Source organism: Mesorhizobium sp. M0217, from assembly GCF_040321955.1.
GTDB lineage: Bacteria > Pseudomonadota > Alphaproteobacteria > Rhizobiales > Rhizobiaceae > Mesorhizobium.
This window is the reverse complement of sequence record NZ_JAMYSN010000004.1, coordinates 94,926-120,782: the sequence shown is the minus strand read 5'-3', so window position 1 is coordinate 120,782 and position 25,857 is coordinate 94,926. Positions and strand designations below refer to the sequence as shown.

19 protein-coding genes are annotated in these 25,857 nt (G+C 65.0%); 18 read left to right on the top strand and 1 reads right to left on the bottom strand.

Annotated features, from left to right (window positions below):
• Positions 1-4 precede the first annotated feature (4 nt).
• Positions 5-2,257 (top strand): DUF5682 family protein, encoded by a 2,253-nt coding sequence (locus NKJ18_RS09620; protein ID WP_352758163.1) that lies wholly within the window; start codon positions 5-7, stop codon positions 2,255-2,257.
• A gap of 2 nt (positions 2,258-2,259) precedes the next feature.
• Positions 2,260-3,495, top strand: a complete 1,236-nt coding sequence (locus NKJ18_RS09615; protein WP_352758162.1) for a VWA domain-containing protein — start codon at positions 2,260-2,262, stop codon at positions 3,493-3,495.
• Here the strand turns inward: NKJ18_RS09615 and tssH are convergent, their stop codons facing one another.
• The gene (gene tssH, locus NKJ18_RS09610; RefSeq protein WP_352758161.1) at positions 3,496-6,300 is read right to left on the bottom strand and encodes a type VI secretion system ATPase TssH; all 2,805 of its coding nucleotides are present in this window, start codon (positions 6,298-6,300) and stop codon (positions 3,496-3,498) included.
• A 323-nt stretch (positions 6,301-6,623) separates the two neighbouring features.
• Between tssH and tssA the strand changes: the two genes are divergently transcribed.
• From tssA to NKJ18_RS09530, 16 genes are all read left to right on the top strand, one after another.
• Entirely contained in the window at positions 6,624-7,802 is a 1,179-nt protein-coding gene (gene tssA, locus NKJ18_RS09605) for a type VI secretion system protein TssA (RefSeq protein WP_023745569.1), read from the top strand.
• A 6-nt stretch (positions 7,803-7,808) separates the two neighbouring features.
• A complete protein-coding gene (gene tssB, locus NKJ18_RS09600; RefSeq protein WP_023673718.1) occupies positions 7,809-8,345 on the top strand; it encodes a type VI secretion system contractile sheath small subunit in 537 nt (178 codons plus the stop codon).
• Between the two features lie 3 nt (positions 8,346-8,348).
• On the top strand, positions 8,349-9,854 hold the full coding sequence (gene tssC, locus NKJ18_RS09595) for a type VI secretion system contractile sheath large subunit (RefSeq protein WP_023682611.1): 1,506 nt from the start codon (positions 8,349-8,351) through the stop codon (positions 9,852-9,854).
• A gap of 52 nt (positions 9,855-9,906) precedes the next feature.
• Complete coding sequence (locus NKJ18_RS09590; RefSeq protein WP_023673716.1) at positions 9,907-10,356, top strand: Hcp family type VI secretion system effector; 450 nt, start codon at positions 9,907-9,909, stop codon at positions 10,354-10,356.
• The gene (gene tssE, locus NKJ18_RS09585; protein WP_023692179.1) at positions 10,343-11,098 is read left to right on the top strand and encodes a type VI secretion system baseplate subunit TssE; all 756 of its coding nucleotides are present in this window, start codon (positions 10,343-10,345) and stop codon (positions 11,096-11,098) included. The genes NKJ18_RS09590 and tssE overlap by 14 nt, the downstream gene beginning before the upstream one ends.
• Positions 11,099-11,101: 3 nt before the next feature.
• Positions 11,102-12,976 (top strand): type VI secretion system baseplate subunit TssF, encoded by a 1,875-nt coding sequence (gene tssF, locus NKJ18_RS09580; protein ID WP_023682613.1) that lies wholly within the window; start codon positions 11,102-11,104, stop codon positions 12,974-12,976.
• A complete protein-coding gene (gene tssG, locus NKJ18_RS09575; protein ID WP_023673712.1) occupies positions 12,940-13,983 on the top strand; it encodes a type VI secretion system baseplate subunit TssG in 1,044 nt (347 codons plus the stop codon). The genes tssF and tssG overlap by 37 nt, the downstream gene beginning before the upstream one ends.
• Positions 13,980-15,464: a type VI secretion system-associated FHA domain protein TagH gene (tagH, locus tag NKJ18_RS09570; protein WP_023673711.1), complete on the top strand. Its 1,485-nt coding sequence runs from the start codon at positions 13,980-13,982 to the stop codon at positions 15,462-15,464. The genes tssG and tagH overlap by 4 nt, the downstream gene beginning before the upstream one ends.
• Positions 15,465-15,467: 3 nt before the next feature.
• Positions 15,468-15,920 (top strand): type VI secretion system lipoprotein TssJ, encoded by a 453-nt coding sequence (gene tssJ / locus NKJ18_RS09565; RefSeq protein ID WP_023682615.1) that lies wholly within the window; start codon positions 15,468-15,470, stop codon positions 15,918-15,920.
• A gap of 158 nt (positions 15,921-16,078) precedes the next feature.
• Positions 16,079-17,413 (top strand): type VI secretion system baseplate subunit TssK, encoded by a 1,335-nt coding sequence (gene tssK, locus NKJ18_RS09560; protein ID WP_352758160.1) that lies wholly within the window; start codon positions 16,079-16,081, stop codon positions 17,411-17,413.
• A 4-nt stretch (positions 17,414-17,417) separates the two neighbouring features.
• Positions 17,418-18,743 (top strand): type IVB secretion system protein IcmH/DotU, encoded by a 1,326-nt coding sequence (icmH, locus tag NKJ18_RS09555; RefSeq protein WP_352758159.1) that lies wholly within the window; start codon positions 17,418-17,420, stop codon positions 18,741-18,743.
• A 1-nt stretch (position 18,744) separates the two neighbouring features.
• Positions 18,745-22,284, top strand: a complete 3,540-nt coding sequence (gene tssM, locus NKJ18_RS09550) for a type VI secretion system membrane subunit TssM (RefSeq protein ID WP_352758158.1) — start codon at positions 18,745-18,747, stop codon at positions 22,282-22,284.
• Positions 22,266-22,808: a type VI secretion system-associated protein TagF gene (gene tagF / locus NKJ18_RS09545; RefSeq protein WP_352758157.1), complete on the top strand. Its 543-nt coding sequence runs from the start codon at positions 22,266-22,268 to the stop codon at positions 22,806-22,808. Before tssM ends, tagF begins: the two co-directional genes overlap by 19 nt.
• Complete coding sequence (locus tag NKJ18_RS09540; RefSeq protein WP_352758156.1) at positions 22,808-23,914, top strand: DUF2169 family type VI secretion system accessory protein; 1,107 nt, start codon at positions 22,808-22,810, stop codon at positions 23,912-23,914. Before tagF ends, NKJ18_RS09540 begins: the two co-directional genes overlap by 1 nt.
• The gene (locus tag NKJ18_RS09535; protein ID WP_352758155.1) at positions 23,911-24,933 is read left to right on the top strand and encodes a 3-oxoacyl-ACP synthase; all 1,023 of its coding nucleotides are present in this window, start codon (positions 23,911-23,913) and stop codon (positions 24,931-24,933) included. Before NKJ18_RS09540 ends, NKJ18_RS09535 begins: the two co-directional genes overlap by 4 nt.
• Positions 24,933-25,853, top strand: a complete 921-nt coding sequence (locus NKJ18_RS09530; RefSeq protein ID WP_352758154.1) for a DUF4150 domain-containing protein — start codon at positions 24,933-24,935, stop codon at positions 25,851-25,853. The genes NKJ18_RS09535 and NKJ18_RS09530 overlap by 1 nt, the downstream gene beginning before the upstream one ends.
• Positions 25,854-25,857 lie beyond the last annotated feature (4 nt).

Sequence of the window (25,857 nt, the reverse complement as noted above, 5' to 3'; positions counted from 1 at the left end):
GGTCATGAGCGACGTCGCCTATTTCGGCATCCGCCATCACGGGCCGGGCTCCGCCGACAGCCTGGTGCAGGCGCTGCGGGACTTGCAGCCGGTCGCGGTGCTGATCGAAGGGCCGAGCGACGCGTCCGCCCTGCTGCCATTGCTGGCGCGCCCGCAGATGCAGCCGCCGGTGGCGCTGCTCTGCTACCCCGAGGACGATCCGGCCGCGACAAGTTTCTGGCCGTTCGCCGAGTTCTCGCCGGAATACCAGGCGGCGGTGTGGGCGGTGGAGAACAAGGCGGCATTGCGGTTCATCGACCTGCCGTCATCGGCACGGTTCGCGGCACCGGCAACCGACGACACCGACAAAACGGCTGACGCCGACAAGCCCGAACCCAAGGACGAAACCGGTGAGGATGGCGAGCCCGCATCGCATCGCGACCCGATCGGCACGCTGGCTGCGGCCGCCGGCTATGAAGATGGCGAAAGCTGGTGGGCCGACATTATCGAGCAGAATCCGCAGCCGGGTCCAATCTTCGCTGCCATCACCGATGCGATGACGACGCTGCGCGACGGCGAAGGTGCGATCGCGCCGTTCGAGGCCAAGCGTGAAGCGCATATGCGATTGGAAATCGCTGCCGCGCGCAAGGAATTCGCCGGACCGATCGCCGTCGTCTGCGGCGCATGGCATGTGCCGGCCCTGCAGGCCGCGCACACGCAGAAGAACGACCAGGCGCTGATAAAGGCAATTGCCCGGCGCAAAAGCATCATGACATGGGCGCCATGGACCGGGCCGCGTCTTGCGCTGGGCTATGGTTATGGCGCTGGCGTCGTCGCGCCCGGCTGGTGCAAGCATCTGTGGCGCACACGAGGGCGGCGCGACGCCGCGACGCTGTGGCTGGCGACGATCGCGGCGGTGCTGCGGGCGAAGGGCCATCTGGTGTCGACCGCGTCGCTGATCGAGGCCGAGCGGCTTGCGCGCACACTGGCTGCCATTCGCGAGCGGCCGAAGCCCGGCTTCGAGGAATTGCGCGATGCCGCGATCGCGGCGCTGTTCAACGGCGAAGCGGTGCTGTGGGCGCTGGTCGAGGCCGAGCTGCTTTTGGGCGCGGATGTCGGCGAGATTCCGCCCGACACGCCGCTGGCGCCGCTGATCGAGGACCTGCAGCGCAACCAGAAGGCGGCGCGGCTGAAGCCGGAGGCGCTGGAACGCGAGCTGTCGGTCGATCTGCGCAGCGAAAGCGGACTGTTTCGTTCGACATTGCTGCACCGGCTGAACGTGCTTGGCGTGCAATGGGGCAGGCTGGCCGACGCCGGCCGCAGCCGCGGCACCTTTCGCGAAAAATGGACGCTCGCCTGGGAGCCGGAATATGCCGTGCGCCTGGTCGAGAACCTGGTCTACGGCCCGACTATCGAAAAGGCCGCCAATGGCCGCCTGATCCAGATGCTCGGTGCGGCCGCGAGCCTCGACACGCTTGCCGCCCTTGTCCAGAGCGCCATTACGGCGGATCTGTCGGAGGCCGCGAGCGCCGGCCTTGTAGCGTTGGAGGCGCGCGCAGCGCACAGCAGCGAATGCCTAGAGATGCTGGCCTCGGTGCCGCCGCTTGCCGACATCATCCGTTACGGCGAGGCGCGCAAGACCGAAACCAACCGGCTGTCCGGTTTGTTGGAACGGTTGATCGTCGAAGGCGCGATCGCGCTGCCCTATGCGGTGCGCGACCTGGACGAGCAGGCCGCCACCACGCTGGTCGGTGCTGTGCGCAAGGCCGACACGGCGATCCGGCTGGTCGAGCCCGGCGAAGGCGTGCTCGATGCCTGGCGCAACGGCCTGACCGGCGTGCTGGAAGGTCCGGGCTCGACGGCGCTGCTCGCCGGCTGCGCCGCGCATCTGCTCTATGAAGCCGGCCAACTGTCGGCAGAGGACGCCGCCGGGCTGCTCGGACGCAGGCTGTCGCCGGGGACGCCGGTCGCCCAGGCAGCGGGGTTCTTCGAAGGTTTCTTCAGCACTGCCGGCCAGCGGCTGATCTACGACGAGGGCCTGCGCGGCGCCGTCGATGGGTGGCTGAAATCGCTCGACGAGGACGCTTTCATCGCGCATCTGCCATTGCTGCGCCGCGTCTTCTCCAATCTGGACTCGATGGAGCGGCAGCGGTTGATCGAGGCCGTGCTCGGCCGCACCGCAAGGTTGCCGGCCGGCCTGACGCCGGCGCCGGATGGCGGCGAGGGCTGGCGCCGTCACCTGGAGCGGCTTGGGCCATTGCTGGCGGGCGGAGTGTGACAATGGATGACGAAGCCGAAGTGCCCGAACCCGGCCCAGCATCCTCCGATAGCGGGCGCGAGCGCCGCTGGCGGCTGGCGATCGGCGCCGATGACGAGGCTTCCTCCGCCCTTTCCAGTGATGACAAAAAACTGTCTTCGGCGCTCGATGCGCTTTACGGCGACCGCGCCAATGCCGATGCCGACCCGCGCAAGCGGCGCGGCGGGCTCGGCCGCTCGGCGCCACGCGTGGCGCAATGGATGGGCGATATCCGCTCCTTCTTTCCCGCCCAGGTGGTCCAGATCGTCCAGAAGGATGCCTTTGAGCGGCTGAACCTGAAGCAGATGCTGATGGAGCCGGAATTCCTCAAGGCGATCGAGGCCGACGTCAACCTCGTCGCCGACCTGATCTCGCTGCGTTCGGTGATGCCGGCCAAGACCAAGGACATCGCCCGCACCATCATCGCCGACATCGTTGCCAAGCTGATGCAGCGGCTGGAGCAGAAGACCGCCGAGGCGATCCGTGGCGCGCTCGACAAGTCGCGACGCACCAACCGGCCGCGCCAACGCGACATCGACTGGCCGCGCACCATCTCGGCCAATCTTCGCCACTACCAGCCTGAGCACAAAACCGTCGTGCCGGAAAAACTGGTCGGCTTCATGCGCAAGCAACGCCGGCTGGTCGATCTCGACGAAGTGGTGCTGTGCGTCGACCAGTCCGGCTCGATGGCGAGCTCGGTGATCTACGCCTCGATTTTCGCCGCGGTGATGGCGTCGCTGCCGGTCGTGCGCACCAAGCTGGTCTGTTTCGACACGGCCATCGTCGACCTGACCGAAGAGCTCAGCGACCCGGTCGAGGTGCTGTTTGGCGTGCAGCTCGGCGGCGGCACCGACATCAACCAGGCGGTCGCCTATTGCGCCGACCGCATCGAGCGGCCGACCAAATCCCACTTCGTGCTGATCACCGACCTCTATGAGGGCGGCAACGGCCAGGACTTGCTGCGGCGGCTTGCGGCGTTGGTCCGGTCCGGCGTCAATGTCGTCGTGCTGCTGGCGCTGACCGATCAGGGCCGGCCGGGCTATGATCCGGCGATGTCGGCTTCGGTCGCGGCACTTGGCATACCGGTCTTCGCCTGCACGCCGGACCTGTTTCCCGACATGATGGCGGCGGCGTTGCGGCGCGAGGATATCGGCGCCTGGGCAGCCGGCGCCGACATCAAGCTGATCCGCGCCGAGACGGAGCCGAGCAGTCAGGCCTGACTATTCGAACGAATAGGCAAACCCGTCAGTGGAAGCGCTGACGGTCACCTTGGTCATCTTCTCGCCGTCGAGCGACCGGTTCAGCACGCCGCGGCTGAGTTCCGGCAACAGCGTGTTGGTGAGGATGGCGTCGATCATGCGGCCACCGGACTCGATTTCGGTGCAGCGCGCCTTGACCAGCGCCATGACGCCGTCGCCGATCACCAGTTCGGCGTCGTGGCTGGCGCGCAGCCGCCGCGCGATCTTGCCGAACTGATGGCGGGTGATGGCCTCGATCATCGAATCCGAGAGCGGATAGTAAGGGATGGTCACGACGCGGCCGAGGAAGGCCGCTGGAAACACCTTCAGCAGTGGGGCGCGCAGGGCAGCATCGAGGCCGTCGAGCCCTGCCCTCACCGTGCCGTTTTGCGTCCGCTCCATGATGACTTCGGAGCCGACATTGGACGTCAGCAGGATCAGCGTGTTCTTGAAGTCGATGCGCCTTCCCTCGCTGTCATCCATCATGCCCTTGTCGAAGACCTGGAAAAAGATCTCGTGGACATCGGGATGCGCCTTCTCGACCTCGTCGAGCAGGATCACCGAATAGGGTTTTCTGCGCACGGCCTCGGTGAGAATGCCGCCCTTGCCGTAGCCGACATAGCCGGGCGGTGCGCCCTTGAGCGTCGAGACGGTGTGCGCCTCCTGGAATTCGGACATGTTGATCGAGATCAGGTTCTGCTCGCCGCCATAGAGCGTCTCGGCCAGCGCCAGGGCCGTCTCGGTCTTGCCGACTCCCGAGGGGCCGCAGAGCAGGAACACGCCGACCGGCTTTTCCGGCGCTCCGAGCCCGGCGCGGCTGGTCTGCACGCGCCTGGCGATCATCTCCATGGCGTGATCCTGGCCGACGACACGTTCGGACAGCGTGGTGGCCAGCTTGAGCGCCTTTTCGGTCTGGCTGGACAGCATCCGTCCCGTCGGGATGCCGGTCCAGTCCTGGACCACGGCAGCGACCGCATTGCGGTCGACAGACGGCAGGATCAGCGGCGTCTCGCCTTGCGCGGTGGCAAGCTCGGCCATGAGTTCGCGCAACCGCGCCAGATCGGCGGCAGGATCTGACGGTGCAGCTTCGGCAGCCGGCGCTTCGGTCTCGGACGCTTTGGCCTTCGGCTTTTCAGGCTCGGACGTTCCGGCCTTGGGCGTCTCGGCCTTCGGTACCTTGGTCTTTTCTTCGTCCGGCGCTGCTGGTTCGGCATCGGTCTCGGCTGTCGCCACCGCATCGAGCGGCACGCCGTCGCCGCGCAGCCGCGCGCGCAGTTCGAGGATCTCGGCAACCAGCGCCTTTTCGCGCTCCCAGCGCTCCTCGGCGGCGGCGAGCATGGTCCCCGTCTCAGTGAGCCCGGCCTCGACCCGCGCCTGCCGGTCAGTTACTTCGATGCCGATCGCTGCCTCGCGGCCGATGATGCCGCTTTCGACCTCGAGCGCCTGGCGGCGCCGCAAAATGTCCTCGACCTCGGCCGGCGTCGCATGCTGCGAGATCGCCACCCTGGCGCAAGCGGTGTCGAGCAGGCTGACCGCCTTGTCGGGCAATTGCCGCGCCGGGATGTAACGATGCGACAGGCCGACCGCCGCCTCGATCGCCTCGTCCAGGATCTGCACTTCGTGATGCTGTTCGAGCACGCCGGCTACACCGCGCAGCATGAGCACAGCGACCGCTTCCGACGGCTCATCGATCTTGACCACCTGGAAACGGCGGGTCAGCGCCGGGTCCTTTTCGATGTGCTGCTTGTACTCGGCCCAGGTGGTTGCGGCGATGGTGCGCAATTCGCCGCGCGCCAGCGCCGGCTTCAAGAGATTGGCGGCATCGCCGGTTCCGGCGGCACCACCGGCGCCGATCAGCGTGTGCGCCTCGTCGATGAACAGGATGACCGGCGTCTCGGATGACTGAACTTCGTCGATCACCGCCTTCAGGCGCTTCTCGAACTCGCCCTTGACGCTGGCGCCAGCCTGCATCAGGCCGACGTCGAGCATACGCACGCTGATACCCTGCAGGGGCGGCGGCACGTCGCCCTGGGCGATGCGCAGGGCAAAGCCCTCGACCACCGCGGTCTTGCCGACACCGGCCTCGCCGGTCAGGATCGGGTTGTTCTGCCGGCGCCGCATCAGGATATCGATGATCTGCCGGATCTCCGGGTCTCGGCCGACGACCGGGTCGATCTTGCCGTCATGGGCGCGCTGGGTGAGGTCTGTGGCGTATTTGGCCAGCGCGGAGTCCCCGCCCGGAGCTCGCCGCGGCGCCTCCGCGGTGGGAGCCACTGCTGCCGTGGCGCCGGCTTCGAGCGAACCGTCCACCACCTCGGCAAAGCGGGCGATGACCCCGTCGGCGTCGATCTTGTCGAATTCGCCGCTGATCTTCGCCACCAGGCCTTCCAGCACCGGCGTCTTCAGGCAGGCGAGCACGATATGGGCGCTGCGGACCTCCTCCATGCCGAATTCCAGCGTCGCCAGGTTCCAGGCCTCCTGGATGGCGTGAAAGATGTGGTCGGAAAATTCCTCGATCGAGGTGGCGCCGTAGGGCAGCTTGTCGACGGCGCGGGTCATTTCGCTGGTAAGCCGGCTGGCATCGACGCCGGCATCGGCAATGATCATCTGCACATCCGAACGCTCGGACAGCACCAGTTGTTCTATGAAATGGACGAGTTCGACGTAAGGATTGCCGCGCAGCTTGGCGCTGTCGGCGGCGGCCTTGAAGGCGCGCAGGCAGACCGGATTGAGCTTGCCAACCAGTTCCTTGCGTTTGAACCCCTGCGACGACCGGCGCTGTTCCATCGAACGTGCTCCTGCAATCTGCCCGTCGACAGCCTGCCACATAAGCAGCCGCTTGACAAAGCGCTTGATGCAGCCGGCCTTTCTCTTTGTGGAGAGTTCCGCGCCGCCAAATGCAGACAACCACGATTTTTTCTAATCCTATGCGATGCGCTTCACATACGAGGTTGGCCAGGCACGCCATGAATTGCGCCATCCGAGACGCAGTTGCACCGACATTCATTAGCGCTCGTTAACTTTTGAGCGGATGGCGAATTGTGGGAATATGCAACCGTGTGCTAACGTTGGGTCACGTACGGTTTTAGAGCCGGTCGCCGGGGGTATCTGTGATCGATCTCGCACTCTGGCTTGCTCCGCTGGACGGTGAAAATCCGTCAGGCGAAGACTTGCGCAACGATCCGGCTTTTCATGAGCTGGAGCGGCTCACGGAGCCGCAGGTCAAGGTCGTCCATGACGGGCGCAACAAGCCAGCCGCGCAATCGACCATTCCGGTCGACTGGCCTGCCGTGCTCGGCAAGGCCGAGGAGTTGCGTTCGCATGGCCGCGACCTGCGCCTGCTTGTCATTGTCGCCCGGGCGCTGGCCAATGAAGAGGGATTGGCCGGACTGGCACAGGGCCTGACCCTGATTGCAAGGACCTTCGAGACGCATTGGGAGACGATGCACCCGGCGCTGCGCGCCAGCCCCCAACCACGCGAGGCCGCCCTGCGCCGCCTCAACGCGCTGGCCGACCTGCAGAACGGCCAGGAAGGCCTGCTGGCGAACCTCAGGGAGATGGTCTTCTTCGCGCCGCGTCCCATCGGGCCGATCAGCGGACGCGATCTCGAACAGGGTGCGCTCGACGATCGCGTCATGCTTCAGGAAGCGGCGTCGGGATTGAATGCCACGGAGAAGGCAGCGCTGGTCAGCGCGCACGGACAGCTCCTGAACCGGGTGGGCAGCGGTTGTGCCGCCCATCAGGACCAGGCCGGTGAACAGATGACGGCGCTCATCGCCGGGGCGCACGCTGCGATCGAGGCGCTCGACGCGGTCGATACGGCGCTGAATGCCCGCTTTGACAGCAACGGGGCCGCCGTCCCGGACCTGAAACGATTTTTGCAGCGCGTGCTGACGACGCTGGAACGCAATACGGCGGTCGAGACCACGGAAGAGGCAGCGACGAAGGGGGCGGCCAGCCCGGCTGCTGCGGCGGCAAGCCCGGCCGCGCCGGTCAGAAACGGTCATGGAGCCGAGACGATGGCAAGCTACGCGGAGACCGGTGCGGGGCTCCCGGACAGGATTTCCTCGCGCGACGATGTGGTGAAGTGCCTCGACCTTGTGGTCGCGTTCTACGACCGCACCGAGCCGTCGAGCCCGATCCCGCATCTCGCCCGCCGGGTGCGCAGGATGGTGCACATGGATTTCGTTGAACTGATGGAAGACCTCGCCCCGTCGGGGCTCAAGGAATTCCGGCTGCTCGCCGGCGTTCCAGACGCCAAGAAGACTGCCCAGAAGGATGAAAGGTAGCAACACATGCCAGCCGAAAGCAAAGCGAAGGTCATCGAGCGAAATCGCGCCCCGCGCGTGCAGATCGCCTACGATGTCGAAACCTACGGCAGCCCGACGACGATCGAACTGCCGTTCGTCATGGGCGTGATGGCCGACCTGTCGGGCGCATCGCAGACAAGGGAAGCGTCCAAGACAGTGCTCGACCGTTCCTTTGTCGAGACCGATGCCAACCGCTTCCCCAAATTCATGGAAGCGCTGGGACCCAGGGTCAAGGCGCGGGTGAAGAACACGCTGCCGCAGGCCGAGGGACAGGAGCGCGACGAAGAGCTGGCGCTCGACCTGACCTTCACCAAGATGGGCGATTTCGCCCCCGACAAGATCGCCGAACAGGTCCCGCAGCTGGCCGAAATCCTCAAGATGCGGCGCCAGCTCGAGGAGCTGCTCGGCTTCATGGACGGCCGGGTCGATGCCGAAAAGCGCATAGCCCAATTGCTGAACAACCAGCCGTTGCTTGGCCAGATCGCCGCCCAGGCGCTGTCCGACGACAAGGGTGAGGAATAGATCATGGCCGAACAGCAAAAGACCGCAGCATCCGTCGCCGAGGCCGAGGCCGTCGATCTCGGTGAATTCAGCCAGCTGCTGGAGAAGGACTTCAAGGTCAAGAAGGACGACAGCGAGAAGCTGCAGCAGCTGGTTCGCAACCTGGCGCTGGCGGCGCAGTCGCGCTCCGAAACGACGACGATCTCGTCCAACTCGATCAAGTCGATCAAGTCGTTGATCGCCGGCATCGACAAGATGCTGACGACCCAGGTCAACGAAATCCTGCACGCGCCGGAAGTGCGGCAGATGGAAGGCACCTGGCGCGGCCTCTGGTACCTCATCAACAACACCGAGACGGATCAGAAGCTGAAGATCCGGGTGATGAACATTTCCAAGGAGCAGCTGGCCGATACGCTCGAAGACTATGAAGGCCAGATGTGGGACCAGAGCCCGATCTTCAAGAAAGTCTACACCGACGAGTATTCGATGCTCGGCGGCGAACCGATCGGCTGCGTCATCGGCGCCTACGAGTTCTCCAACCACCCGCGCGACGTCGGCCTGTTGCGCAACATCTCCGGCATCTGCGCCTCGGCGCACACGCCGTTCATCGCCGCCGCCTCGCCACGGCTGTTCCGCATGGACAGCTGGCAGGAACTGCCCAACCCGCAGGACCTGCAGCAGATCGTCTCCAACCCGGCCTACGCCTCGTGGCAATCGCTGCGCGAGAGCGAGGATGCGCGCTATATCGGGCTGACCATGCCGCGCGTGCTGGCGCGGCTGCCCTACGGCTCGGAGACAGTCCCGGTCAAGGGCTTCTCCTTCGAGGAGGAAGTGCAGGGCGATCACAACAAATATGTCTGGATGAACGCTGCCTTCCCGATGGGCGTCAACATCAACCGCAGCCACAAGCTCTATGGCTGGGGCACGCAGATCCGCGGCGTCGAGAATGGCGGCACGGTGCTCAACCTGCCGGTGCACTCATTCCCGACCGATGACGGCTCGATTGCGATGAAGTGCCCGACGGAAGTCGCCATCGACGACCGGCGCGAAGCGGAACTGGCCAAGCTCGGGCTGATGCCGATCCTGCACCGCAAGAACACCGATCTCGCGGCCTTCATCGGCGCCCATTCGCTGCAGGACGATGAGACGCGGGCGGGCCGCCTGGTCGACCCCGACGCCCAGTCCAACGAGCGGCTCTCCGCCAACCTGCCCTATCTGTTCCCGGTCTCGCGCTTCGCCCACTACCTCAAGGCGATTGCGCGCGACAAGGTCGGATCGTTCAAGGAACGCACCGACATGCAGATCTGGTTGACCGAATGGATCAACCGGTACGTGCTGGCCAACCCGGCCTTCGCCGACGACAAGGCACGCGCCAAGCGTCCGCTTGCCGCCGCCGAGGTGCAGGTCGACAGCGTGGAGGGCCGGCCGGGCTACTACAACGCCCGCTTCTATCTGCGCCCGCACTACCAGCTGGAGGGCATCAACGCCTCGCTCAGGCTGGTGTCGGAATTGCCGTCCGTTAAGACCTGATTGCAGCAACCAAACCTTTGTTTGAAAGCGGTGGAGAACGAAAATGCCCACAATGAAGATCGACGGTTTTCTGAAAGTTCCGGATATCAAGGGGCCCAGCACGCGCGACGGCCATGACGACGAGATCGAAATCCATGGCGTCGATTACAAGATGGTCGCGCCCTACGACCCCAATTCCCTCTCGCGCCGAGGCCGCGTGTCGATGGGCATGATCAAGTTCACCAAGCACTACGACAAGGCCTCACCCTATCTGGCCAAGGCCCTGTTCGAAAACAAGGCGCTGGACGAGGTCAAATTCTCCGCTCGGCGGACCATCGACGGCGAGAGCAAGGACTATCTGGTCGTTACCCTGACCGACGCCTCGATCATGGAATACGACATGTCGCAGGCCGATGATGAAGCCGACCTGATCCAGGAGGAAGTCTCCTTCGCCTACAAGAAGATCAAGTTCGTCTATGACGACAATGACGAAGCCGAAATGGATGTCTATGTCGGCAAGTGAGGGGCGAGCAAAGCGCCCTGCCGCCGACAAGGTACAGGCGGGCGGTTCACGGGCCAAGCGCGAGGCGGTACAGCCTTCGCTGTGGGACCGCCTCGTCAACGATCTGCCGGGCCTGAGCTCGGAGATAGACGGGCTCAGGCAGGCTCTGCAGGAGGAGCTTGGCGCAGAGCGCCTGGACGAGCTGCTGGCAGACGGACCGAGGCGCATCGACGCCGATGACGCATTGAACCCCGATCAGAAGCGCCGGCTGCAAAGGCTGGCGTTTCAGAACCGGCACCGTGGCGAGCTTGAAAGCCGAGGCATCGTGGTGTCGCCCGATGTGCTGCGCGAGGCCGTGCGGCGCGACATCGAGGCGCTGTTCAACACCGAGCGTTTCGAATCCGCGCCGCTGCTATCCGATCTCGAGGCCGAGCAGATGACCGACAGTCCGACATCGCTGGCCGACTTTCCGGAGGTGCGCCGCAGCGTTGTCAATTATGGCGTGCCGTCCTTCTCCGGCCGGTCGTCGCGCGACTTCGATCGCGATGTTCTGGCACGCGAGATCCGCGCCGTGCTCGCCGCATTCGAGCCGCGGCTGAAGGAGAGCGCGACGAAAGTCACGGTCAACCTCGGCGACAAGACCGGCCTGAAGATCGAGATCGACGCCGTGCTGATCATGACGCCGACGCCCGAGCGCATGCGCCTGCGCACGACGATCAATCTCGACAACGGACTGGCGCGCACCGAGTTCAGGGAAGCCTGAGAGATGGACCGGGTCTTCGTAGAATATTACGAGGAGGAACTGTCCCACATACGCGGGCTGGCGGCGGAGTTCGCCGACATGCATCCGGCGGTTGCCCGCAATTTGTCGCTGGATACGGTGCCGTGTCCCGACCCCTATGTCGAGCGGCTGCTCGACGGCGTCGCCTTCCTCGCCGCGCGCACGCGCCTGAAGGTGGATGCCGAGCGCTCGCGGTTTTCGCGCAGCATCCTCGACGTGCTTTATCCCGATCTCGTCACGCCGGTGCCGGCAACCGCCATGGTGGTGCTGAAGCCCGGCCAGCAGGTGCAGACAATGCTTGCCGGCCACGTCGTCAAGCGCGGCACGCGGCTGGTCTCCAGCCTGCAGGCCGGCCTGTCGACACGCTGCACCTTCACCACCGCGCAGGACATGACGCTGTTTCCGATCGCGATCAGTTCGGTCGGCTATTTCCAGGACCGCAGCGCGCTTGCCGCCGCCGGCATCGGCCCGATCGCCGGCAAGGCCGGCGAAGCGGCACTTCGCATCACGCTGGCGCGGACCGGCAAAGGCAAGCTCGACGAACTGGCGCTCGACCGGCTCGACTTCTATTTCGCCAACCGCACCAAGGCGCCGCTAATCTTCGACGCCATCTTCGGAGTCTGCTCTGGTGTCGGCGCTCGACCGGAAGGCAAGACCAATCCATTGTCGCCGCTACCGCCGCCGGAGATGGTCGGCATTGCCGATGCCGAGGCGCTGATGCCGCGCACGCGGCCGACCTTCGAAGGCTACCGCCTGCTGCGCGAATATTTCATGATGCCCGAGCGCTTCCATTATGGGCGCGTCACCGGCTTGCTGCCGGTCGTGCGCAAATGCCAGGCCGGGCTCGAAATCATCTTCCTGTTCCGGCGTCCGGTGCCCGAACTCGCCGATCTGACGCCGGCGGATTTCGATCTCTTCGCCACCCCGATCATCAATCTCTTCGAGCGCGAGTGCAACATCGTCGAGCTCGACCAGCGCAAGACACGCCAGGTGCTGCATGCCGACCGCACGCGGGCGCGCGACTTTGAAATCTACCGCGTCATCCGCGTCGAAGACGCCGATGCCGAGGGACCCGACGCGGAGATACCGGAACTCTTCAGCCTTGGGCAAAATCGCGGCAGCGGCTGGGTCTATTCGACGGAGCGGCGGCCGCGCCGGCCGACCGAGGACGAGCGGCGCCAGGGCGTGACGCGGACCTCCTATGCCGGCGACGACGTCTTCCTGGCGGTGTCGCGCCCAGTCAACAGTCAGGCCAACCGGCCGCTCAAGCGCGTCGATATCATGGCGCTTTGCACCAATCGCGACCTGGCCATCCTCGACGACACGCCGACCCTGACGCTGGAAGCCGGCGACCCTGTGGAGACGGTCCGGCTGCTCGGCGCATTGCGTTCGCCGCAGCCGGCGATCCCGGCAGCGCTGCCGACCGGCGCCGACGGCGAGTCGCGCGCCGACGACCTGGCCTGGCGGCTGGTGTCACAGCTGGCGCTCAACTTCCTCAGCCTGGCCAAGGAAGGCCGCGGCGTCGATCCGCTGCACGCGCTGCTCGATCTCTATGCCGAGCGCGGCGACCCCGGGCTCGCCCGCAATGTGCGCTCGATCGTGCGCATCGACTCGCGCGCGGTGATCGAAAGGCTGGCGATCGAAGGGCCGATGTGCTTCGGCCGCGGCACGGAAGTGACGCTGCATGTCGACCAGTCGGTGCTGGCGGGACAGAGCACTCTGCTGCTGTCGGGCCTGCTGTCGCGGCTGTTTGCCCGCCATGCCGGCATTAACGGGTTCGTGCGCACGCGCACGCGGTTGCTCCAGAAACAGGAGGATGTGCCATGGCCGATGACGCCCGGCAATCGCTACCTGATCTAGAGCGAGCCGCAACCCTGTCCGAGAGTTTCGACTTTTTCGAACTGCTGCGCCGGCTCGAACGGCAAGGCGGCCTGTTCGGCCATTCCGGCCGGCCGGACCGCGAGCCGGCAAGGCTCGGCCAGAATGTGCGGCTGTCCTTCGCAGTGCAGGACGTGGTGGATTTCCGCGAGCCGACGGACAAGTCGCCGGCACGCGTCACGGTCAACAATCTCGGCCTGCTCGGACCCGAAGGGCCGATGCCACTGCATCTGACGCGCTGGGTGCTCGATCGCCTGTCGCAACGCTGGTATGCCGGCGCCGAGGCGCGGCAGACGAGCGACACGACCTTCGTCGATTTTGTCAATATCCTGCAGCACAGGATGATCGCGCTCTACTATCGGGCCTGGGCGGATGCGCATCCGGCTGTGCAGGTCGAACGCGGTGTCGGCGGCCGCGTCCGTTCCATGCTGGAAGCGATGGCCGGCATCGGGCTGCCGGGCACGCAGGATGCCGAACTCGATACAGTAAAACTTCGCCAGGCCGCCTCGCTCGCTGCCCAAGTCGACGGCCCCGAGCGACTGACGCTGTTCCTGGCCGAAGCCTTCAAAGTGCCGGTGGTGCTGAAGGAGTTCGTCGCGGCCTGGATGACCATCCCCAAGGCGCTGCAGACGCGGCTTGCCGGCAGCTATGCCACGCTCGGCCGCAGCGCCACCATCGGCCCGCGCAGCTTCAGCCGGCAGAGCCGCATCGAGCTGCGCATCGGCGCGCTCAGCTATATCGATTACAAGGCCTTCCTGCCGGGCGGTGAGCGGCTGAAGCTGTTGAAGCAGGCGGTGCGCGACCTGATCGGCGAGACCATCGATGTCGATCTCAGGATCGTGCTTGCGGCAAAGGCAGTGCCGCCGGCGAAGCTCGGCACCGTCCAGCTTGCCCGCACCACCTGGCTGGCGCGACCGGTCGAAAAGGGGGACGCCGACGACATGCGGTTGCGGACCATCGTCGGCTGGCGGGAAGAGGTGGCGGCATGAGCCTGCTTCTGATTCTCGAACAGGGACCACGCGCGCAAGTCACGCGGCAGGCGCGGCTGGACGAGGGCGAGCTGGTAATCGGCCGCAGCGCCGACGCCGACTGGCAGATCAACGATCCCGACATGTTCGTCTCGCGCGCCCACTGCAAGATCACCAGCAAGCAGGGCGGCTATTTCGTCACCGATACCTCCAGCAGCGGGTTGTTCATCGACGATGCCGCCAGCCCGCTCGGCGCGGGAAATACCGCGCGCCTGCAAAGCGGCATGCGACTGCGACTGGGCGACTATGTGGTGTGGGTCGATTTGCAGACGGCGAAGACCGAGGCGCCGGCCTCCAGGCCTTCAGCGCCTGCCAGTAAGCCGGCGGCGTCGCGGGCGCCGGTCAGCCTCGGCGGCGACGATTTCTTTTCGTCCACCACGGAAGAAGAGCCGGGACGGCCACGCCCTGCCAACCTGCCCGATCCATTCGAAAAGCCGGTGCCCGGCGCATTCGCGCGTGCGCGGTCCGATGAACGCAGCTCGCAGGCGTTCGACGATCCGTTCAGCCTCGACCCTGTGGCAACGCCGGTGGCCGAGCCCACTGACAGAAACGGCGCCAAGCCATCGTTCGACGATCCCTTCGGCCTCGACTCCGCGCCGCGGTCGAGAGAGCCGAGCAGATCCAATCCTGAGAAGCTGCCGGCCTACGATGACGGGTTTGGTTTCGGCCCTGCCGGGTCCACCAGCCTCGACGCCGGCGTGACGGATGGCGGTGCAACCGATGCGCCCTCGCCTGCCCCCTCTGCAGCGCCCTGGGATCTGCCAGTCCGCGCGGTCGAGCCATCGCCACCGCAGCCACCGCCTCCCCCGTCTCCACCGCCACCACGCGCTCCTGTCCGCCAATCCGCGGCGCGGCCGTCAGCCGGACCGTCGGACGCGGAATTGCGCGCCGCTTTCCTGCGCGGCATGGGCATGGACGAGGCCGATTTTCCCGGCGGCGATCCGGTGGCCGACATGGAAAAATTCGGCCGCGAGTACCGGCTGATGATGGAAGGGCTGATGCAGCTTTTGCGCAAGCGCGCCGAAGAGAAGGGCAACGCTCGCGTCGCTCAAACGGTGGTTGGCGCATCCGAAGTCAACCCGCTCAAATTCCTGCCCTCGGTCGACGATGCGCTGGTAACCATCCTGGCCGAGCGCAGCCCCGGTTTCCTCGGCGCCGAGGCGGCGATCAAGGACGCGGTGCGCGATCTGGCGCAGCATCACGTTCGCGCCTGGCGCGGCGTGCAAGGCGCGCTCAAGCGCATGATCGACCGCTTCGATCCGGCGGCGATCGAGCAGGAACTGAAGTCGAGTTCGGCGATCGGCAATCTGCTGACCGGCGGGCGCGGAGCCAAGCTCTGGGAGTTGTACCAGAAACGCCACCGTGAAATCGCTCACAGCGCCGAGACGCGTTTTCTGGGCGAGATCGGCGCTGATTTTCGTGATGCATATGAGGAGGACTGAGACATGATCGACAGACGCGAATTCATTCTGGCCATCGGGGCTACGGGACTGCTGACGGCTTGCCAGAGCGGCCCGCCTAAACCCTCCGTCATAACGGTCAATTTGGCCGGTGGGGCCGGCATGAACCCGGGACCGGGCGGCGGCGACAGGCCGGTAACGGTAATGGTCTTACGGCTGAAGAGCACCGGCGCCTTCAATTCGGCCGATTATTTTGCCCTGCAGGGCGGTGCCGGCGCGGCACTTGGCGGCGATCTCATCGGCTCCGACACGGTTTCCGTCGGACCCGGCAAGACCGCATCGAAGACCATCACGGTCGAGCCAGAAGTGGCAGCACTCGGCTTCGTCGCGCTGATCAGGGAACCCGGCGGACGCAACTGGCGCACGACCAAATCGGTTTCGCCGGGATCGAAGTTCACGGTCAATGTGAAGCTCGGCAGCGGCGGGATTTCCGCCTAAAGCGCGTCGCGCTTGAACGGATTCAGGCGACGCGCTTTAGGTCTTTGTTTTTATGCATGTCGTTCTCTCAAAACCGTGACCACTTTTGAGCGACATGCATTGGCGGCAAAAGTCCGCAAGCCGCGCAACATGATGAGCAGGAAGCAGAGAGTGGCGGCATGAGCGATGCAAACAGGGTGCTGTGGTCGGAGGGGCTGTTCCTCCGCACCCAGCATTTCCAGCAACAGGACCGCTTCTTCGAAGCGACGGTGCGCGGCGCCTTGCAGGCGGGGCATCTGCATACGTTCGGCTTTCGAACGCTGACGCTCGATCAGGCACAGCTCGATGCCGGCCAGATCTCGGTGCTCTCGGCACGCGGCATCTTTCCAGACGGGACGCCGTTCGCGATCCCCGAGACGATGGATGCGCCGCGGCCGCTGGCGGTGACACCGGAAATGGGCGCTGGACCGGTGCTGATAGCGCTGCCGCTCGAACCGCCAGGCGGCGTCGGCTTCGACCCCGCTCACGCCGAGCCGTCTGGCGCGCGCTATCGCGGCCGGATCGTGTCGGTGCGCGACGCCGTGCATGGCGGCTCCGATCCCGAGGAAATCGAGATCGCACGGCCGCAGGCGCTGTTGCTGGCGCCGGGCACGGCCGTCGGCGGCTACACCGCGCTGCCGGTGGCCGAACTCAAGGGCGTGCGCGCCGATGGCGGCGTGGCCCTGGACGACACCTTCCTGCCGCCGACCTTGGTCATCGGCGCGGCGTCCTGGTACAGCCGGCTGCTGCAGGAAGTGGTCACCGGCCTCGACCAGATCGCCGAGGCGCATGGCAAGATGGTGCTGGGCGGCCCCGGGCGCAGCGTCGAGGATCTTCTGATCCTCAATTTGGTCAACGCCGCGCGGCCGCGGTTTGCGCACATGCTGGTGCAGGATGTCTTCCATCCAGCCGAGGTCTATATGGAGCTGGCTGGCTTAGCCGGCTCGATGGCGACCTATGGCTCGAGCGCAAGGCGGCTCGGCGAACTGCCTGTTTACGACCACATGGCGCCAGGCCCAGCCTATTCGGCGCTGGCCGACGCGCTGCGTTCGCTGATCCTCAGCCTGCGCTACATCGAGCCGAAATCGCGCGCGCTGCCGGTCATGCGCCATGCCACCAATGTGTGGAAGATCCGCATCGACAACCCGAAACTTCTGGTGGCGAGCCGCATCGTGGTGCGGATCGGCTCCGAACTGTCGGAGGATGCCTTGCGCAAGATTTTCGTCAACCAGGCGACCGTCGGCTCGGCCAGCGAATTCGAAGGGCTGTGGAAATCACGCCTGCCCGGCATTCCGCTAAAGCCACTGCATTCGCAGCCGCGCGAAATTCCCTATGACGGCGACCGGCTGTGCCTCGAACTCGACCAGAAAAGCGAGCACTGGGCTTCGCTTCTCGAAGCGCCCGGTTTTGTGATCGGCGTTTCGGGCGTGCTGCCCAGCGAACCGCAGGTCGACTGCTACTCGGTCAACAGGTGAGATGATGAGCAGGGACGATCCTTTCGGACTGTCCGAGGATCGGGAGCGGACGCGCATTCGGCTGAGCGGAGCGCCAACGCCGCGCGCCATGCCGCTGCCGGCGTCAGGGGTGACCGCGAAACGCTCCGCGCGCGCGCATCCGAACGTGCTCGTCAACGCGTTCTCGCCGCTGCTGGAATTTGCACCCGAACTCGAAAACGCGCAGCCGCCTGAGAACCCGGAAGCCCTGCGCACCAGGCTGCTCGACGAACTCGTGCGCTGCCGCGACGCCACCATGGCGCAGGGCTCCTCGCTTGAGCGAGCCGACCAGGCCGCGTGGCTGGTGGCTGCGTTGCTCGATGATCTGGCGCTGAATACGCCGTGGGGCGGGGCCAGCGCCTGGCCGCGCCAGCCGCTGGTGGTGATGCTGCGCGGCGACGTCGATGCCGGCGCGCAGTTCTTCGCCCGGCTCGAAGAGCTTGAACGCCATCCCAATCGCGACCGCGAAATGCTGGAGTTGCAATATCATTGCATGGCGCTCGGTTTCCGCGGCAAATATCGCGTGCCGGGCCGCTCCGGCGACCGTTCGCTCAATGCGGTGCGGGTGGCTGCAGCGCGTTTCCTGCGCGACAGCGACGCCGAAGGCGCACCGCTGTCGCCCAACTGGAAGGGCGTGATCGCGTCCGATGAACCACAACGTTTCATCGTGCCGATCTGGGTGATGGTTGCGGCGGCGGCGGTGATCGCCACCGCCATCCATATCGGCCTGTCGATGAGCCTGAGCAGCCAGGCGGTCGAGCTTTCGGCGCTGGTTCGCGCCTTGCCGCCGCCGACGCGTACGGATGTCACCCGCGCTTCGCCGAAGGTCGACGCGCCGCCGCCGGTGGCCGTGGATTTCGCGCTGCTGCCGGAATTCCAGGCGGCGGCGCCGGACGAGCTCAAGAGAGCGCTGAGCGGCACGGAGAGCGTGTCGCTGGCGCGGCTGGTCATCCAGGCCTCCAATCCCGAACTCTTCCAGTCGTCGCGCGCGCAGCTGACAGACGGCTTCGATCCGCTCATCGCCTCGGTCGCCAGGGTGATCCTCGAGAACCAGGAGCTGATCGGCGATATCACCGTGGTCGGCCACACCGACGGCGTTCCCTTGCAAAAGACCAACCCACTGTCCACCAACCAGCGGCTGTCGGAAGCCCGCGCCGCGGAAATTGCCGATATCCTGATTCAGAACGGCGTGCCGAAGGAGCGCGTGCGCTCCGAAGGCCGGGCCGCCACCGATCCGGTGGCCGACGACGGCACACGCGAAGGCCGGGCCTTGAACCGCCGCGTCGAAGTGCTGGTCGAAAAGAGGCTGTGACATGTTCATCCTGCGCTTCCTCTGGGCGGTCCTGACTTCGCGTTTCCTGTGGACGCTGATCGGCCTGGCGCTGCTGTCGCTGATCATCTGGGTATTCGGCCCGATCGTACGAGTCGGCGACTATGTGCCGATGGCGTCGGAGACGGTGCGCATCGTCATCATCGCTCTTCTGGTGATCTTCTGGCTGATCTGGCTGATCGTCGCGCAGCGCCGCGCGATCCGCGCCAACCGCATGTTCGTCGCCGAGATTTCCGCCCCGGTCGAGGAAAAGCGGCTCAGCCCGGGCGAGGAAAACGTCGCCGCGGTCGGCGCCAAGTTCCAGGACGTCATGGTGGAGTTGAAGCGCCGCAAGCTCGGCGGCCGCAAGTTCCTGCGCGAGATGCCGTGGTATGTGATCGTCGGCCCCCCGGCGACCGGCAAGACGACGGCCTTGCGCCAATCCGGCCTCAACTTTCCGATCGACCTCACCGACGATCTGCAGGGCATCGGCGGTACCCGCAACTGCGACTGGTTCTTCTCCGAAAACGCAGTGATGATCGACACCGCCGGGCGCTATGTCCAGCAGGAAAGCCAGCCCGATGTCGACGCCGTGGAATGGCTGGGTTTCCTCGATCTGTTGAAGAAGCATCGTGGCCGTCGTGCGCTGAACGGCGTCATCGTTGCGCTTGGGATCGACGCGCTGTCCGAGGGCGACGAAGCCGTCAAGGCGCATGGCCGCAAGATCCGCAGGCGCTTGGCCGAGCTCGAAGAGCGGCTGGAAATCCGCTTGCCGGTCTATCTCATGCTGACCAAGGCCGATCTGATCAGAGGCTTCGAGGCTTTCTTCGGCGGCCTGTCGACGGCGGCGCGCGAACAGGTATGGGGGACGACCTTCCCGCTCGACGCGCGCGTCGATGCCAAGGCGATCGCGGGCGAAATCACGACGCTGTCGAGGGAGCTGGAAAAGCGACTGGTGCCGCGGCTGGAAGACGAGGACAAGCTGGCCGAACGGGCCGAGATCTTCCGCTTTCCCGCACAGCTGCAAAGCCTGTCCGAGCCGATCCAGGTGCTGGTCGAAGCGATGTTCGGCGAGAGCCGCTACGAGGAGGCAGCCTGGCTGCGCGGCCTCTATCTGACCTCGGCGACCCAGGAAGGCGCGCCGATCGACCGGCTGACCGCGGCGCTGGCCTCCTCCTTCGGCCTGCCGGCACGACGCACGATGCCGGCGCAGCGCTTCGAGAAGCGCAGCTTCTTCCTCAAGAACCTTCTGACCGAGGTGATCTTCAAGGAGGCCGGGCTTGGCACCTTCGATCCGCTGGCGCAGCGCCGCCGCAGCTGGATCTGGCGCGGTGCCGCCGCTGCCTGCGCGGCTGCGGCCATACTCGCCGGCGGCCTGTTCACCTGGTCCTACTACGACAACCGCAACGCCATCGCCGCGCAAGCCGGCCAGTTCGAAGCACTGCAGGCGCCGCTGACGTCGACCGCCGCGACGCCCGCCTCGGTGCTGCAGCCGGCTATGGACGTTGCGCTGACCGCCATGGACGAAGTCGTCAATGCCAGGACTGCGCCTCCGAACAAGGCGCAGGACCTGCTCGGGCCATCGGCTTCGGCCGAGATGATGCGGGCGCAGACCGACACCTATGACCACGCTCTGCGCAACGTGTTGGAGCCGCGCATGGTGGCGTTGCTGGAAGCGACCATGTGGCGGCAGATCCGCGATCCGGACTTCATGCTGGGCGCACTCAAGACCTACCGCATGATGACCGGCCTGTCTCAGATGGACTCCGACTTCGTCGAGAATTGGTGGGTGAACGACCTGCCCGAATTCGCGCCGGCCGCGCCCTTCCCGACCGCCGATGCCGAAGAACACCAGTTGGCCGCGATCCGGCGCATGGCGGTCGATGATAGCTACATCACACCCGACCAGGCGCTGGTCGCCGAAGCGCTGAAAACGGTCTGCACGATCTCGCTGCCGGCGCGGGCCTACAAGCAATTGCTGGCCGATCCGGCGGTGGCCGGATTGAAGGAATGGATCCCCGCCAATTTCGCCGGGCCGAACGGCGCCAAGGTGTTTTCGCGACGCTCCGACAAGACGCTGCGCGTCGGCATATCAGGCGCCTTCACCTATGACGGCTTCCACGATGCGATCCTCGACCGGGTCGAGGATGTCGCCGCCCAGGCGGCACTCGACCGCGCCGTGTTTGCCGGCGGCTGTTCTGAAAACTCCGAGACCTCGGTGTCGGCGCTGTCGGAAGACATCCTGAAGCTTTACTATGACGACTATATCGCGCAGTGGGATAGTTTCCTGCGCGACATGCGGCTGGCGCCGCTGAGCGACCTCAACATTGCCAGCGAGAATCTGAAAGACCTTTCCAGTGCCGATTCCGCGTTGAAGCGGCTGTTGACGGCGGTGGTCCAGGAGGTCGACCTCACCCGCTCGGACGACGCGCCGGCCGGTGACGACAAGGCGGCGGCGAAGGGCGGCTCGAAACTGCTGGGCAAGCTCGGCAAACTTGGCAAGATCGTCAAGACCGGCGCCAAGCTGTTGCCGCGCGCAGGATCGGCGAGCGAAGTCGACCTGACCGGCACGTTGGTGGCCGAACACTTCAAGCCGCTCAAGAGCACGATTGCCGAGGTCGACGGCCAGCCGCCGGCGCTCGATGCCGCGGTCGTCGCGCTGACGGCGCTGTCCAACGTGCTGCAGACGGTGACCGCCAATCCCGACCCGCAGGACGCGATCAAGAAACAGGGCGGGCTTGCCGAACTGACCGGCGCCGTCGCCCGCCAGGCGCAAATCCTGCCCGACCCGGTCAACACCTGGCTGAGCGGCATTGCCGGCGACACCAGCGGGTTGACGCAGAAGGCCGTGGCCTCCGAGCTCAACGCCATCTGGCGCGCCGACATCCTGCCCTTCTGCCAGGCCGCGCTCAACGACCGCTATCCGTTCAGCCCCGACAGTGCCGTCGACGTCAACGTGCGCGACTTCGCCCGCCTGTTCGGACCGGCAGGGATGATCGACGGCTTCATCAACGACCATCTCATCGGCTATGTCGACACCTCGGCGCAGCCTTGGAAATGGCGTGCCGATTTCGGCCTCGACCCATCGGCGCTCGCCGCCTTCGAGCAGGCGCGGCGCATCCGCGACGATCTCTTTCCCGGCGGCCAGGGCCCGGTGATGGCCTTCACGCTCGAGCCGACCGACCTGTCGCCCAACGTGACCCGCGTCACGCTCAACCTCGATGGCCAGAACCTGGTCTATTTCAACAATGCGACGCGACCGCAACCGATGACCTGGCCCGGCAAGGACGGCACCGGCGTCATCTCGCTCGCTTTCCAGCCGATCGACGGCTCACCCGAAATCATGCTCAACGAGACCGGCAGCTGGGCATGGCTGAGGATGCTGCGCGGCGGCCGCTTTACCGGCACGTCGCTGTCCGACGTCTACAGCCTGCGGCTGGGCACGAAAGGCATGTACGCCGATTTCAAGCTCAAGGCGGCGAGCGTCGAAAATCCCTACAACCTCCAGATGTTCAAGAAATTCTCATGTCCGCCGCAGATCTGATCCTGCCTGGCTTCTACGGCAAAATGCCCGCCACCGGCGACTTCGTCAGCCGGCGGCTGACGGGCGAGTTCGTGCGCCTGTGGGACCGCTGGCTGGCGCAGCACCTGGTGCCATTGTTTGGCCAGCACATCTGGCCCCCCGCCACCGCGCTGCGCTTTCTGGCCGGCGCGAATTCCTTCGGCGCGTCGGCGGGCATCATCCTGCAAAGCGCCGACAAGGTTGGCCGGAAATTTCCGCTGAGCGTCGTTGCCCTGCTGCCCGAAGCGCCTGTCGCGCTGACGCATGCCGAGGCATGGTTTGCCGGGATCGAGGAGGCCGCCACCGCCGCCCAGCGGGGCGAGCTGACGCCCGAAGAACTGGATGCAGCGCTCGGCGGACTACCTGTGCCGTCGGTCGAGCCAGGCGAAGAGCTGATTGCCGACATGGTAATGTGGACGGCGCACTCCGACGTTTTCGACATCGACCCGGTGTCGCCGCAAGCGACGCTGGAGACAATCCTCGCCGGCAGTTGGGAGACCAGCTGATGCAGATATGGAATCAGATGGGGTATCTGCATGAGTTCACCATAGCCACAGATAAAGCCGGTCATGATTGGATCGTGGTGGTGGTGAAAGGCACTTTCGATTTTCCAATTAAGCCCGGTGAGCTGGCGCAGAAATCTCGCGAGCAGACCCCTCTTGTCATGGCTGACACGCACACCGCCATTCCCGGCTATTCGGCAACGCTGTGGGAGACTGATTTCGCCTTCCGCAAGTCGCGCTGCGACGTGGTCGCCAACGGCTGCGCTTATGCGCCGGAAAGGCGCCCGACGGAGCGTGTGCCGGTTGGCATCAAGATCGGTAATTGGTCGAAGCGGTTCGAGGTGATTGGGAACCGTGAGTGGCGCGCCATCGGGCCGATGTTCGCCGCGACCATGCCGCGGCCTTTCCTGAAACTACCGATCTCTTATGATGTCGCGTGGGGCGGTGTTGACAGACTCGACCCGGAGGACAAGCTGCCGGCCAGCTATAAGTACAACCCGGTCGGAACCGGCTGGTCGCGAACCAGAAATCAACGCCTGGTTCCCGGTTTGCGGCTGCCGAACACGCAGGCCATAGGCGAGGACGTCCGCTCACCCTTCGGCGACTACAAGCCGATGAGCTTCGGGCCGATAGGTCGCGGCTGGCCCGGGCGAGTAGAATATGGCGGCACCTACGACCAGAAATGGGCCGACAATGTCTTTCCTTTTCTGCCGCAGGATTTCGACGAGCGCTACTTCCAGATGGCGCCGCCCGACCAGCAGATTGATCCGCCTCGCGGCGGTGAGGAAATTGTGCTGGTGAACATGACGCCGGAGGGGCGCGTAAGCTTTCGGCTGCCGCCGACGGCCTTGCCCATGCGTCTGTTTAAAGGAAGGCGAATTGCCTTTGAAGCGGATCTCAGCCCCGACACCATCCTCCTTGACCCTGAGGCGAGACGGTTTTCGATGGTCTGGCGGTCGGCACAGCGCATCCAAACCAGTTTGCTGGATTTCAGCGAATGCTGGGTGGGGCCGCCGACGCCCGGGATGCTTCTGGCCCAGGATACCGGCAAACGCTACGTTCGCGCAGAACTGTTGCCGAGCAATCGAAATCAGGCGGTATCATCATGACCGTCGGCGTCGATATTCTTTCCGTTGGGATGGTCACAGCCGTCGGCTTGAGTTCGGCCGCCGCCTGCGCTGCCATGAGAGGTAAGATCGACGGTTTTCAAGAGACCGATTTTATCGCCCCTGGTGGGGAACGGCTGATCGGCGCGCCGGTGCCGTTACCACGCAAGTGGCATGGCGAGCAACGTCTTGCCCATATCGCCGCAGCCGCGATCTGCGAGGCCTTGGACGCGGTGCCACAGGCCCGTGGTCAAACCGCCTTGCTTCTGTGCACTTCCGAGGATGACCGACCAGCCCGTCCGATTGTGAACGATTCAGATCTACTACGTCAGATTGCCAAAATTGCCGAGATCGAACTGCACGCCAGCAGCCGCATCATCGCGCATGGCAGACCGTCGGGGCATGTGGCGCTCGAGCATGCGCGCAAAATGATCGAAGAGCGAAGCGCACGCTACGTTCTGGTCGCGGGGGTGGACAGTTTTCTGGGCAGCCGCAGCGTCGCACACTATCTCAAACAGAAGCGACTGCTCATAGCAGGCAACTCGAACGGCTTCATTCCGGGCGAAGCGGCAGCAGCATTTCTGTGCGGGCCGAGCGCCGGGGGCAACTTTCACCTGATGGGTGTCGGACTGGCGCACGAGGAAGGTTCGATCCTCAATCGTCAGGATATACCGCTGCGCGGCGACGGCATGGTCCAAGCCTACAGCACGGCTCTCGCACAGGCACGCATCGGGATGAACCAGGTCGGATACCGCATTGCCGATCTGATCGGAGAACAATTCTGGTTCTCGCAGTCAACCCTGGCATCCATCCGTGTGCTGCGCGGAGATCATGGCTTCCAGGATATTTGGTCGCCCAACGAGTTCCTTGGCAATGTCGGGGCGGCAGCGGTCCCCCTGATGGTTGGCATGGCATGGACGGCAGCTCGGAAAGGCTATGCGGCCGGAAATCCAGTGCTAATCGAATCTGCCTCCGACAACGGCGTCTGCGGAGCCGCGATCTTCGCCAAGAGGGTCGCCTGATGGGCTCGGTTTACGCCAACGGGCTTGAGATTTCCGCCAAGGCACAAGACAACAAGATTATCGCGGCCTTTCCCGATACCTGTTTCACGCCACCGGAAAACCCGGCAACACCACCAGGTGCGCCCATTCCCTACCCGACATTCGGGATGGATTCCGATACCGACAACGGCACGAGCACCGTAAAGATCGGCGGCAAAACGATCGCACAGAAGAACCTTTCCTACTACACGAAGACGACGGGAACCGAGGCAGGTTGCGCGGCCAAGAAGGGCATCATCACCTCGACAAATACAGGCAAGGCTTATGCCGCCGCCTGGTCGAGCAACGTCAAGGCACAGGGTGAGCCGGTGCCTCGCAACACAGATCGTGCCACCGTGAACCACGCGTCGCCACAGCCGAATGACGGCAACGGCGCGCTGGTCGGCGGGGGCGGCGGGGGCGGCGGGGACGCCAACTGCGAAGAGTTGGCAACGGCCATCGAGCTACAGTTGACGCGCAATAAACGCGTCGAAAATGCATCGTCGGACAAGCGGAACGCCCCCAAGAAGAAGGGCGGGGCGCATGGCTATCTGTTTATGCTCGCCGAGCAAAGATGCGGCCAGATGGCGCCTGGATCGGAAGGGTGGCAAACCCATCAACAGAACCTGGACGACAAGCTGCTCGAAGTACGCGCAGCAATCGATGCCTTCAATGAAGCTGGATGTGATTTGGACGACATCGACTTCGCCAATTCCCGCAAAGAGAAGGATCGTGACGACAACATGAAGGCTGCCATCGAGGGAATCCAGAACAACGACCCGCAATATGTCGGAGAGCCCGAGCACCTTGGTCCCGGTCATGACCTGTGTAACGGCGGAGACCTCAGCGCCGCGCGTGCGGATCGAACACTAAATCAAATAACCGCCATCATCACCGCGTGATAGG